We start from the raw sequence: 12,728 nt of genomic DNA, 5'->3' as shown, positions 1-12,728 counted from the left end.
GCGTTGCCCTCATTGACCAGTTGTTCGCCGCAGGGTGAAGGGCGCGCTGTGTACGATCCCCTTGATGACGGTCTGGATGCGATAGCCATCTGCGGCGGCGCTGCGGGTGATGGTGCGGATGGCCGGCATGTCGCGCGCATCCACCCCGCGGGCCAGCGCATAGGTCAGCAGCCTTTCGGTAAAGGCGCTGGCGAATTCGTCCTTTTGGCTGAGCAGGATGCGCTTCAACCCCGACAGGCCGGCAAATTGGGTGCCGTCGGGCATCCGCGCCGATACGTCGATGGGCTGGCCCGCATCTTTCTGGCGAAAGGCGCCGATCGCATCGAAATTTTCAAGACTGAAGCCCAGCGGGTCCATCTTCACATGACAGGCGGCGCAGGCCGGGCTTTTGCGATGCAGTTCCAACTGCTCGCGCGCGGTCAGCAGGCGACCGTCATGCTTTTCCTGCAATGCGGGCACGTCGGGCGGCGGCGGCGGCGGTGAGGCGGCGAGTAGATTGTCGAGAATCCATTTGCCCCGCTTCACCACCGATGTGTGATTGCCATAGGAAGTGACGGTCAAGATGCTCGCCTGCCCCAGCAACCCGCCACGATTGGAGGCCGGGTCCAGAGTGACGCGCCGCATGGCGGTGCCGGTGATCCCGCCAATGCCATAATGGTCGGCCAGCCGCTGGTTGAGGAAGGTATAGTCCGCCGCAATGAAATCCAGCAGGCTGCGATTGGTGCGCAACACATAGGTGAAGAACATTTCCGTTTCCTGCGCCATGGCACGGCGCAGGCGCGTATCGAATTTGGGGAATATGCTGATATCGGGCCGATGTTGGTCCAGGTTACGCAAATAGAGCCACTGGCCTGCGAAATTGGTCGTCAACGCCTGCGCGCGCGGATCGGCGAGCATCCGGGTGATCTGCGCATCCATGACGCCGGGCTTTTGCAACTGGCCCGTTTCGGCCAGCGACAGCAGCGTATCGTCGGGAATGCTGCTCCAAAGAAAGAAGGACAGGCGGGACGCGAGTTCCAGGTCGGTGAGGCGCCGAACGCCGCCCGGCTTGCTGCCTACCGGATCCTGCTCGACCAGGAACAGGAAATGGGGTGAGACCAGTATCGCTTCGACGGCTGCCTCGATCCCATGTTCGAAATCGGACTGGGCGCGCTCGGTCGCATAGACCCGCATCAGCGGCGTCAGGTCATTGTCGTTCACCGGCCGACGATAGGCACGGCGGGCCAGCGCCCCGACGATCTGCCGGGCGCAAGCGGCTTCAGCGCTGGCCCGCCGGGGCTTGCAGATGAAGATGCGATCGCGGCTGGGGGTCCGGCCGACACCCTTTGGCGAAAATGGCCCGGCCACGTCGATCTGGAGGACGTCGCGCGGGAAATTCTGCTGCGAATAGCGCGGCGACATGCGATAGGACCGCACGTTAACGGTTTTGACCCGAACGCCATCAACCGAGACATCCATTGGCAGCATGACCGGCGCCGCGGTCGGCACCGGCACCTTGTCGAGATCATTGCGTAGCGTCTGGACGCTCTCGTCGGGCGCCAGTTGGCGCCGGAAGGACAGGCCGATGACATGTGCCCCGGATTTCAGCGGCACACGGACGCTGACCTTATCCTCTGGCTGGCGGTCGGTTTCATTGTTCGTATTGGCGTTCAGCCAGCCGCTAATCTCGTAGGTGGCATCATAGCGGGCATAATAGGTAAACGCCCCGCCCCCGCGCGAACCGAGCGGCAGATCGTCGCTGGCGCGCTCATTATAGGCAGGGCGGCCCCCATTCATGACCGATCCATCCTTGGGTACTTCATAGGATGTGACGAATTCCCGCCGGGACGTCAGGCCCGTCGCCAGGCGGCCAACTTTGCTCGCGACGGCGATATAGCGGTCCATCAACGTCGGTGAGACGCTCAGCACATCGGCGATATTGTCAAAGCCATAGCCCGAATTGTCCTGCGGCAGTTCCCGGCTGACATCGACGTCGAGCGCCAGAAGGTCGCGCACCGCATTGGCATATTCGACCCGGTTGAGGCGACGGATCGTCGCGCGGCCGGGATCGGGATGCTTTGCGGCATAGGCGTCCAGTCCGCTCTCTAGCCACTGGACGAAAGCGGCTCTGGCGGCAGCTGTTGGCTGCGGCTTGTTGAGCGGCGGCATTTCGCCCTGGCGAGTGCGACGCAGCACCTTTTCCCAGATCTCCATATTCCTGCCATGGAAAAGATCGCCATTGCGCACATCATCGAGCGACAGGTTTGCGACCTTGTCATTGTCGTTATGGCAGCGCGAACAATAGTCGCCCAAAATGGCCGGGGTCGCTTCGGGCGTTGCGAAAGCTTCTACAACAAGCGGCTGCTCTGCTTCGTCCGGCCGCGCCAGAACCGACGCCGTGGCGACCAGCGCGCTGAGCGCCAGAATGCAACTGGGCAAGGTCGGATGCCAGTTCAGGCCCATCACATATGATCCCATGTCCCGCAGGCGGCCATGCGCCGTCCCCTTTCCCCTTGTCATGACGATCGGCGGCCCATCGTCCGCCGTTTGCATGCAAATCGGGTGTGAGCGCGGGCCTATTGCGGATTCCGCGTTGCGTCCATTGCCGTTAACGGGACGGATGAATCGCAAAATTAGGCCACCCCGCGGGATGGCCCCGCCATTCTGCCCGCTCCGCCCGCCGCTCTGATTTTGGCAACGCGATGTCCGCAATATCGTCATTGAACATCCTGGGCCTCGTCGCCAGAAAGGCCGCGAAACAGGGGATTGCTATGACGTGGGTGGCTGCATTGTTGATGGCGCTGATGGTTGGCGCCGGGCCGGTCGTGGCGCGAACCCCAGCCACCGCCTTGTCCAACGAGGCGCGCACGGCAGCCTATCTGGATCGGATCGTGCATAGCAGTCCGCGCCTGCGCATCTTCCTTCAGGCCATGCCCAAGGGCGGCGACCTGCACAATCATGCTGGCGGCGCCAATTTCGCGGAGGATTATCTTCGCTGGGCAGCCGCGGACGGCCTGTGTATCTCGACCGTCACGTATCATATCGTCGAACCGCCCTGTACGCCGCCGGAACATATCCCGGCCGCCGGGCTGGAGCGCACCTATCCCCATTATTCGCGCGCGATCGACGCCTTTTCCACCCGCGGTTTCGAGGCGGGCGTGGGCGACCCGGAAGTGTCGGGCTATGACCGCTTCTTCGCGACCTTCGATGCGTTTGGCCCGGCCTATAGTCGCCATGTCGGCGAAGCGATGGCGCTGACCCGCAGGCAGGCGGCTGCGGATCATGTCTCCTATGTTGAATTGGGCAGCGGCGCGCGCGCAGGCTGGTTGCTGGGCATGAAGATGGCCGATGCCGACGCCAGCGATCTTGCCGCGCTCTACGCCAGGATCGCGCCGCTATTGCCGGATGCGGTTGCCAGCGCGAGGGCCGATTATGACGGCTATGATGCGCAGGGTGCGAAGTTCAACGGATGCGGAACGGCCGATCGCGAACCTGCCTGCGACGTGGCGATGCGCTATCTCTACACGGCGATCCGCACCAATCCACCGGCGCAAGTGTTCGCGCAACTCGCCTTCGGCTTTGCCCTGGCCGATGCCGATCCGCGTTTTGTCGGCGTCAATATCGCCGCGCCGGAGCATGATCCGGTGGCGGTGCGCGACTATGCGCTGCATATGCAGATGATCGCGTTCCTCAAAGCGCGCCATCCCAAGGTGCAATTGTCACTGCATGCGGGCGAACTGACATTGGGTCTGGTTCCTTCGCGCGATCTGAGCTTCCACATTCGCGATGCAGTGCAAATCGCGGGTGCCAGGCGGATCGGCCACGGCATCGACATCGCTTATGAGACTGACGCGCCCGCGCTGCTGGCGCAGATGGCGCGCGATCAGGTAGTGGTGGAGATCAACCTGACCAGCAACGCGGTCATACTGGGCGTGAAGGGCAGCGATCATCCGCTGTCGCTATACCGGGAAGCGGGCGTGCCGGTGGTACTCTCGACCGACGATGAAGGCGTGTCGCGCAGTGACATGACCAATGAATATCTGCGCGCCGTCACCGAACAGGGGCTGCGCTACGCGGATTTAAAGCAGATCGTGCGTAACGGGCTGCATTACAGCTTCCTGCCGGGCGACAGCCTGTGGCAGGACAGGCCGGGCGGTGCGCGGGCTGCGGCGTGCGTGTCAATGGATGCGCCAGGATGCGGCGCATGGCTGGCGAAAAATGTGAAAGCGGCAGCGCAAGCCCGACTGGAGCGCGATCTCCAGGCCTTCGAAGCTGGACACCTCGAAGAACCGCTGGATTTGCGTGTAGGGTCGACGGTGCGGATTGAGGCGGCGTGGAAGGAGTGATGTTGCAGCGTATTTGTCGGTGATTTCGATATTGCCGGTGCCGCAGTGGCCGGATTTACCGTCGGTGGCGCTTGGTTCATATCAAGCAGGCGCAGTTCGCCCTTCGAGCCAGGCCAAGCGCTGGAAGTTATAGGCCAAGTTGGCCATGCCGATCTTGATGGTAGCGCGGGCGATGCCGATGGTGCGCACGACCAGCCCCATGCGGTTCTTTTGCCCGGCGAACACATGCTCGACCTGGGCGCGGATCTTGGAACGCCGGGTATTGGCCTTGGCGATCCGCTCAGGCAACGCTCGCCGCGGTTTACGCCGCTGGTGAATGTGGCTGGTGAACATGCCACTGGCCAGGAACGCCTCGTTCTTCTTGGATCGATAGGCGGTATCAGCCCAGACGCCGGAGGCAGTGTTGTCCTTACTGATCAGAACCGGCAGCCGTGCGCCGTCATGGGCATTGGCGGCGCTGGCATCCCAGGTGCGGATCAGCCCATGGGTTTTGTCGATGCCGATATGATTCTTGTACCCGAACATCGGGATGGCCAGATCGACCGGCCTAGCCGCCTTGGGATCGGCGCCCTCTTTGATCTTGGCCTTGCTGTACTTGATCGACCAGCGCGCATCACGGTCCTTTTGCCGGGTCTTGGCCGGCTTCCAGCCCTCGGGCACGCCGCCTTCCTTGATCGCTGCTTTCTCCGCTTCGGTATTGCGCTGTTTGGGTGCCTGCACGACCGTAGCGTCGATGATTTGCCCGCCCATGGCGAGATAGCCCCGATCCTTGAGGGCAGCGTCGAAGCGAGCGAAAAGTTTGTCTATGGCCTTGGCATTTACCAGGCGTTCCCGAAACAGCCACACCGTGGTCGCATCCGGCACGGTGCCATCGAGCCCAAGGCCCAGGAACCGTTGGAATGACAACCGGTCTTTGATCTGAAACTCGGCGGCCTCGTCCGACAGCGAATAGAGCGCCTGTAGAACCAGAATCTTGAACATCAGCACCGGATCAAAGGGCGGTCGCCCACCCTTGCCGCGAACGCAGCGACGAAGCGCTGCCACCAGCGGACCACGGAAAACCTCGAAATCCACAACTGCCGCTAATCGCTCCAGCGGATCGCCCGCCGCGCTCAGCGCATCGTACCGGTCCGAAAGATCGAAGAAACCAGGCTGACTTGCCATCATCGCCTCCTACGCATCGCCGACGAAGTGAATCAAATCCGCCGATCAAACGCCAGAGTTTTTCGAGGTGTCCAGCTGACTTGCCATCATCGCCTCCTACGCATCGCCGACGAAGTGAATCAAATCCGCCGATCAAACGCCAGAGTTTTTCGAGGTGTCCAGCTATGCCGCGCTAATCCGATCGGGCACGATCAGGTTCAGGGTGACCGCAACCAGCGCGGCAGCGGTCATGCGCGCCGATCTTTGGCGCGAAACCGCGCAGGATCAGGAATAGCGCGCCAATGGTGACAATATGCCGCTCATGATGCCAGTGATGCAGCTCCGTCGACAATCTCCCAACCGGGGATCGTCCATGCAGACCAGCACGTCGGCATTGCGGATAACGCAAAGCGCCATGCTATTGCGGGACGGTCTTTTCGTAGCGATCCCAATGATCGATCAACTCGTCCACCACCTTGGAGCCCACCAGATAGAGACTTTCGAGCGCGGCGTTCATACCGGCATAGCCTTCATTTTCGGTCAGCAGATAATGGGCGGCGCTGTCGCCGGGCGGGGGCATGGTGAAGTTGCTGCCCGCGCGCAATACCATGAAGCGCTGCTTGTCCACCCGGCCGATGCGGTCGAGATAGACGATCGACTGATAGGTGCCGGTTTCCTCCATGGCGGAAGTGACGAATTCACCCTTGCCCTGCGTCCAATATTTCACCCAGTCATTGGCCCAGTCGGTCATCCGCGCGCCGTGCCAGAATGTCATGGCTGCCAGTTGATCGCCCTTCAGCACGAAGGGCGGGCGCTGCGCCATGGGATGGTCGGTGAAGCGCGCCCGTTCCTTGCGGATCGAAGGATCGTCGGGCAGCGCCAAATCCTTGGTCAGGTCATAGGCCCAGTCACGCAGCGCCGGGTTGATCTCGAATATTTCGCCCTGGCCCACGGGCGGACTGGGATCATTGGGGCCTTTGCTGTGCAGCGGGAAATAGCCGCTTTTCCAGTCGGCAGGAATTTCCCGCGCGTCGATTTCATGGGCGAGATCGCCATCCACCAGATAGCGCGCCCAGGCAGCCGAGCCGATGGAGGCATTTTGCGGATCGATGCCCGCAATGCCCGCGACCAGCCAATAAGCGTGGGAAAGGTCGAACCGCTGATCGAGACCCAGCGCCATCGTCGCAGTCGCCGACTTTATATTGCCCATGCCCGTGACCATGCCCAGTATCTGGGTATCGGGATTATAATAAAGGTCATGATGGGACTGGGGGAAAGGGATACGGGTATCGAGATGCCGCCGTTCCTTCCACAGCTGGAATTCGCCCGGCTTGTCGCCGCTATCCTCGCCGATTTCAAACAGCGACACGATAACGACCCGGACTGGCAGTGGATGGGCGCAGGCTTTGCCGGGCAGGCAGTCCTCGACGCCCGAAGGCAGCGCGGCGCAGGCCGGGACTGGCGCGGCAATGAGCAGGGTCGCACTCGCCAGTGTCGCGACATAAGACAGAAGGCGCATGAAACGTCCCTTATAACCAATCAGCTATGGAAGGCGCCGACAGTCCGACGCCTTCCATAATCATCAGAATTTGTAAGATACCGTCGCCTGGAAACTGCGCGGCCGTTCGGGCAGGACAATCGTGCTGCCGAACAGTTCGGTGAAGTTGGCGCGGAAATATTTCTCGTTGGTCGCATTTTTGACCACGAAGCGGAACAGCCAATTGTCCAGTTGATAGGACGCGCCCAGATCGACCAGCGCATAGCCCGGCAGCTTGACCGCCTGCGACTGGCCGGAAAAGACCGAGTCCACTTTCACGACGCTGGCGCTGAGCGCAAGGCCGTTGTCGAACGAATAGGTGCCGGTCAGCGAGTAGAGATTTTCAGGGATGCCCGCACGACGGGCGTCATTCTTGCTGCCAATCGGCAGCAACGCCCCCGGCTGACCCCCAAAGATCAGCGACGGGTCGTTCAGATAGGCCTTCAGATCCTCATAGCCCAGAAAGCTGAACGCCGTGCCGCTATCCAGGAAGGTCAGGTTGACCACCTTCGTCTTGGTATAGGCGCCGGTAATCAGGAAATGCCGATCAACCGACCAGCGGAATTCCGCTTCCAGCCCCTTGGTCTGTACCGACTGGTTGACCGTGGACGACTGGATATTGTGATCGGTGCGCTCCTGCTTGTACACCGACAGCGCGGCATAGAGCTGGCCGCCGAGCCAGCTGCCCTTGACGCCGCCTTCAACCATTTTGGACGCGGTGATGAAGCCGTTGGCGGCCACCGTGCCGGCATCGATCTCCGAGCCCTGGCCCGCAATCACCGTCGATTGGCGTGAAGCAGTGGCATAGGGGATCAGGCCGAAGGGCATCTTGTAAGACGCGCTTGCCGTCCAGGACCAGCCGCCCTTGCTGCCCTTGGCAGAAGTAACGGCGGGCACATTGTTCATCTTGGTCGGGATGAAGCTGGAATTGACGCTGATATCGTCATAGCGGGCACCCAATATGAGGCCCAGGCCGAAGTTGAAATCAAGGTCGGCCAGGCCCGCAAAGCCATAGTCGGTATAATGGCCCTTGAGATAATTGGAATAATCGCAGTCGCATTCGGTCGATAGCAGACGATCCGACAGAGCGTCGTAGCCCTTGGTCAGGTCGACGCGGTGGAAATATTCAAAATCGAAATCATCGCCATGAAGGAATTTAGTGTAGCGTACCGAAGGCGACAGCTGGAAGGAGAATTTACCCGCGCTGCTATCAAAGCTTTTCGAGATGACGATCTTGTCCTCGATCACCCAGCTTTTATGAAACTGGGAGAAGCCGTAGCTATTTTCGTTATCATTATCGATGCCGTCATAGAAAAACTGGTTCTTGATCTCCAGCCCGTTGTCGGCGGTGTAGATCATGTCGAAATAGGCGGTCTTGGCCTTGTTCACCAACAGATCATTCTTGCCGGTCAGCACTTTCTTCCGGCTGAGCTTTGTCGTGCCGACGTTGGTAAGCCCAAGCCAGGGATAGTTGGTCGCATAGCAGGCGTCATTATTGGACGCGTTGGCAAAGACGCTGCCGCCGCCACAACCGAAGGAACCGAACGGGTTGAAATCGCCGATCGCGGTGAATTCCTGCTGCGATACCTGTCCGTCACCATTGGTATCGACCGGCTGGGCCGATCCGGTGATGTAGGTGCCGTCATCGACCAGAGCCTGAGTCAGGCGGTTCCAGCCGCCATTTTGTTGACCCGAATATTTCTGGTACATGCCGCCAAATTCAATGCGGAAATTGTCGGTGATCTGGCTGTCGAACGCGGCTTGCAGGATCGTCTGGTTGGTCGACATATTGTCGTAATAGCTGTCGCTATCCTCGACCTCGGCATACAGGCTATAGCCGAATTCGGCCGTACCGATCTTCGCCGGGCCGCGCAGTTCTGCCTTCAGCACATTGCGGTTCCAACTGCCGGTCGTGTAGCTGATTTCACCCTCCGGCCCGGTCAGCAACGAACCATCCTTCACGCGCGCGGATTTGGGCACGAAGTTCATGTAGCCGCCGGTTTTGGACGGGCCATAAATGGGCGAGGCCGGGCCGCGCACAATGTCGATCCGGTCCGATGCGCCGATGGGCGTGGGATAGTTGCCGGGATTATCCAGGCGACGAACGCCGCGAAAATAGACTTCGCCGGGCGTACCGCGAATGTCGAGCGCACCACCGACGCCGAAGAAGCTGTTGGTGAAGGTACCGGGCGCCTGGGCGACCAGATCATAAATGTCCGTGATGCCGAAGCGCTCAATCTGTTCGCTGCTGACCGTCGAGGCCGAACGGGGCGTTTCAACCAATGTCTTGGCAAAACCGAAGATCGATCCGACATCCTTGTCGGGCAGCGCGTTCAACGCGCCGGTAACGACGATTTCGGCTCCCGGCTCTGACGCATCGCTCGGCACGGCATCCTGCGCCAGGGCCGGTGTCGTCAGTGCGGTACAGGCCATAAGACCGGCGGCGATCACGCCAAAAGGCCGACTGCAACGGTCCGGACGCGGCGCGACATGGTGCTGTCCGCGCAAGCGATCAATATTCGCCATGAATAAGATACCCCCCTTTTGAAACAGGGCGGCCCATATTGATCGCCCTGCTGTTAATTCTCCCTGTTCCTCTCCCATTTGATCGTCGGCTGGATTTCATTGAGAAATTCCAGCTCTATCCATTTTCACGGTCGGCTCTTGCCGCGGTCGCAAGGCGCCTTGGGCGCCCCCCTTTCGCGACGGTGCATTGCAGCATGCACAGCCATGATCCCCGCCAATCGCCGCCGGACGATGTGGTGTGCATTGCAACTAGGGGCTTGACGTGGTGCGATCAAATGCAATGAATTCGACGCAGTGTTGCAAAAAATAGGGTGGGTATGCCGGCACTTTCACGTTTCTTGCGCTATTTCATAACGGTAGGCCGATTGGGCTCGATCCGGCGCGCGGCGGACGAACTGAACGTGTCTGCGTCAGCGATCGATCGTCAGATTTTGAATGTCGAGGCCAATCTGGGCATGCCGCTGTTCGAGCGGCTGCCGACCGGCCTGCGCCTGACTGCTGCGGGTGAGATCATGATGGCGGCGGGCACCAAATGGCAGAAAAACATGGCGGATGTTCGCGCGCAGATAGAGGATTTGCGCGGGCTGAAACGCGGGCATGTCGATATTGCGGTCATCGATGCCCTGGCCAAGGGCTATATCCCCGCCGCGATCCGGGCGCTGCAAAGCAAATATCCCGGCATCACCATCGGCGTGCGGGTGCTGGAAAATGACGCAGCCCGGCTGGCGACGGTGCGCGGAGAGGTTGATTTCGGCATATTTTTCGAACCGCAGACCGTGCGCGACCTAGCCGTCCGATCCTTCGTGGAGGTCGTGCTGGGCTTCGTCACGCCGACCGGCCATCCACTGGGCGGCAAGAGGGAAGCCCGATTTTCCAGTTGCGTAGGATCAAGGTTGATCGTTCCGGCTGAGCCATTGGCGGTTTATGAGCAGATTTCGGTGCTGGAAGGGACGACCGGCGTGGTGATCGACCGGGCCGTGTCATCGGACAATATCCAGATGATCACGTCGCTCGTATTGCAGGGCATCGGCATCGGCGTACTGACATCGCTCGACGTCATTACCGAGGTGCAGCGCGGCCTCCTGTCCTTCACCAAGATTTCCGACCCGATATTGCGGCCAATGACGCTGGCGCTGTGTACCGCATCGGCGCGCACGCCGTCTTATGCGGCTGGCATAGCCTTGCAGGAAATCGAAAACGGCTTCCCGCAACTCAGCTATCCCATATCGATCGACGGTCCCGCCATGACATGATGGCCCCTCAGCCAATTGCCCAAAGCGTGCAGACCCGATAACGGACAATCTTTCCAGACCGTCAACGGACCTTCTGTCATGAGCCAAACTGCCGAGCCTCAGCTCCACTATATTTCCAACGACGCCTTTGTCGCCGACGTGCAAATGCTGGCGCGACAGGTTGAACAGGGCGACTGGACGCCCGATTTCATCATCGGCATCGGCCGTGGCGGGCTGGTGCCTGCGGTCTATATCTCGCATCAGACCGAATTGCCGATGCTGTCGATCGACCATAGTTCAAAGGTACCCGGCTTTGCTGACGAACTGCTGGCCAAGGTCGCGGCGAAGAGCGCGGCAGGCCAGCGATTGCTGTTCGTCGACGACATCAACGATAGCGGCGGCACGATCGATTATGTGCGGCGGTTGCTGGCCGACAATGGCTGCAATGGCGACAATCTGCGCTTTGCCGTCATCATCACCAACAGCCGATCGCGCGTGACGGTGGACTATTGGGCGGAGATGATCGACCGGGACGAAGACAAGCGCTGGTTCGTGTTTCCCTGGGAAGCGGTCGGTGCAAAGGGTACGATCGTTGAAGAGGCGCGTTCCGTGCCGGAACGGCTGGCCTGATGCGGATCTGCGTTTATCTCGGCTCCTCGCCCGGCAACTCGCCTGTCTATCGCGAAGCCGCCGAGCGGGTCGGCACGCTGCTGGCCGAGCGGGGCATTGGCCTGGTTTATGGCGGCGGGACCGTCGGGCTGATGGGTGTGATCGCCGATACGGTCTGCGCTGCGGGCGGCGAGGTGATCGGCGTCATTCCCGAAGCGCTGCGCGCGCGCGAACATGACCATCCGGGTATCACGCAACTGCATGTCGTCAAGACGATGCATGAGCGCAAGGCGATGATGGCGAAATTTGCCGACGGTTTCCTGTGCCTGCCTGGCGGCATCGGGACGCTGGAGGAGATATTCGAGGCCTGGTGCTGGTCGCAGCTTGGCTATCATGAAAAGCCGTGCGGGCTGCTCAACGTCAATGGTTTCTATACGCCCATGTCGACCTTCATCGATTCTGTCGTTGCGGAGGGTTTCCTCCAGCCCCGGCATCGGGCGATGCTGCTGATCGACAATGACCCGGACATATTGCTGGACCGCATGGCGCAATATCTGCCGCCGCAGACAGAGCATTGGCTGGGCGACGACGACGTTTAGCCGATGGTGTCGATCAGGGCGGGCAGTTCGGCCAGCCGATCGATCTGGCGGAAGCGGGGATGGTCGGCGGGCGTGTCGGCGATTTCATGGACCCACGCCCCCTCCTGCGGGATATAGGCGGCCCAGGCGCCAGCCTCCAGCGCGGGGCGGATGTCCGACCGCAGCGAATCCCCCGCCATGATGGCTTCGTGCGGGGCGGCGCCATATTGGCCGAACACACGGCGGAACGTATTTTCGGTCTTGTCGCTGACGATCTCAATGCCGCTGAACAGGTCGCCCAGGCCTGAAGCTGCGAGTTTCGATTCCTGGTGCAACAGGTCGCCCTTCGTCACCAGCACGAGCCGACCCCGGTGGGCCAGCGCGTCGAGCGTGTCGGCGACATCGTCGAACAGGTCGACCGGATGGGCCAGCAGCGCGCGCCCGGCCGCCAGAATATCCTCGATCATCGATTTGGAAATCTGGTCCCCAGCCAATTCCGCTGCGGTCTCGATCATCGAAAGCGTGAAGCCCTTGGCCCCATAGCCATAAAGTTTGAGATTGCGCCCTTCACAGGCATTGAGCGTGTCGCGGGCGATGTCGGCGTCGGCAAAGGGCTGGAGCATCGCCACCAGCGCCTCTTCGGTCGCGTTGAAATGCCGCATATTGTGCCAGAGGGTGTCGTCGGCATCCAGGCAGATGAGCTTGATTGTCATGTCCTTATCCTAGCGTTGAGCAGCGGGACTGGCTGTTATAATCGACATAGAGCGTCGATCGTCGC

At 60.8% G+C, this 12,728-nt stretch carries 10 protein-coding genes; 4 read left to right on the top strand and 6 right to left on the bottom strand.

Annotated features, from left to right (window positions below; genetic code table 11):
- Positions 1 to 9: 9 nt before the first annotated feature.
- On the bottom strand, positions 10 to 2,532 hold the full coding sequence (locus CJD35_RS17500; RefSeq protein ID WP_095687293.1) for a DUF1592 domain-containing protein: 2,523 nt from the start codon (positions 2,530 to 2,532) through the stop codon (positions 10 to 12).
- A gap of 218 nt (positions 2,533 to 2,750) precedes the next feature.
- Here CJD35_RS17500 and CJD35_RS17495 point away from each other — a divergent pair, with 218 nt between their 5' ends.
- Positions 2,751 to 4,325, top strand: coding sequence for an adenosine deaminase family protein (locus CJD35_RS17495; RefSeq protein ID WP_086486455.1), 1,575 nt, complete (start codon positions 2,751 to 2,753; stop codon positions 4,323 to 4,325).
- A gap of 81 nt (positions 4,326 to 4,406) precedes the next feature.
- Here the strand turns inward: CJD35_RS17495 and CJD35_RS17490 are convergent, their stop codons facing one another.
- The 4 genes from CJD35_RS17490 to CJD35_RS17480 form a co-directional block, all read right to left on the bottom strand.
- Complete coding sequence (locus CJD35_RS17490; protein ID WP_031309815.1) at positions 4,407 to 5,489, bottom strand: IS5 family transposase; 1,083 nt, start codon at positions 5,487 to 5,489, stop codon at positions 4,407 to 4,409.
- A 264-nt stretch (positions 5,490 to 5,753) separates the two neighbouring features.
- A complete protein-coding gene (locus CJD35_RS23460; protein WP_254908169.1) occupies positions 5,754 to 5,885 on the bottom strand; it encodes a hypothetical protein in 132 nt (43 codons plus the stop codon).
- A gap of 1 nt (position 5,886) precedes the next feature.
- Entirely contained in the window at positions 5,887 to 6,987 is a 1,101-nt protein-coding gene (locus CJD35_RS17485) for a purine nucleoside permease (RefSeq protein WP_017181999.1), read from the bottom strand.
- Between the two features lie 63 nt (positions 6,988 to 7,050).
- The gene (locus CJD35_RS17480; protein ID WP_017182000.1) at positions 7,051 to 9,531 is read right to left on the bottom strand and encodes a TonB-dependent siderophore receptor; all 2,481 of its coding nucleotides are present in this window, start codon (positions 9,529 to 9,531) and stop codon (positions 7,051 to 7,053) included.
- Between the two features lie 317 nt (positions 9,532 to 9,848).
- Between CJD35_RS17480 and CJD35_RS17475 the strand changes: the two genes are divergently transcribed.
- From CJD35_RS17475 to CJD35_RS17465, 3 genes are all read left to right on the top strand, one after another.
- Positions 9,849 to 10,784 carry a LysR family transcriptional regulator gene (locus tag CJD35_RS17475; protein ID WP_017182001.1) on the top strand — a complete coding sequence of 312 codons (936 nt, stop codon included), beginning with the start codon at positions 9,849 to 9,851 and terminating at the stop codon, positions 10,782 to 10,784.
- Between the two features lie 78 nt (positions 10,785 to 10,862).
- Positions 10,863 to 11,393 carry a phosphoribosyltransferase gene (locus CJD35_RS17470; protein ID WP_017182002.1) on the top strand — a complete coding sequence of 177 codons (531 nt, stop codon included), beginning with the start codon at positions 10,863 to 10,865 and terminating at the stop codon, positions 11,391 to 11,393.
- Complete coding sequence (locus tag CJD35_RS17465; protein WP_017182003.1) at positions 11,393 to 11,971, top strand: LOG family protein; 579 nt, start codon at positions 11,393 to 11,395, stop codon at positions 11,969 to 11,971. Before CJD35_RS17470 ends, CJD35_RS17465 begins: the two co-directional genes overlap by 1 nt.
- Here the strand turns inward: CJD35_RS17465 and CJD35_RS17460 are convergent.
- Entirely contained in the window at positions 11,968 to 12,663 is a 696-nt protein-coding gene (locus CJD35_RS17460; protein ID WP_017182004.1) for an HAD family hydrolase, read from the bottom strand. The genes CJD35_RS17465 and CJD35_RS17460 overlap by 4 nt on opposite strands.
- Positions 12,664 to 12,728: the final 65 nt, after the last annotated feature.

The organism is Sphingobium xenophagum (genome assembly GCF_002288285.1).
Lineage (GTDB): Bacteria > Pseudomonadota > Alphaproteobacteria > Sphingomonadales > Sphingomonadaceae > Sphingobium > Sphingobium xenophagum.
The sequence above is the reverse complement of the archived record's forward strand: the minus strand, read 5'-3'. Positions and strand labels throughout refer to the sequence as shown.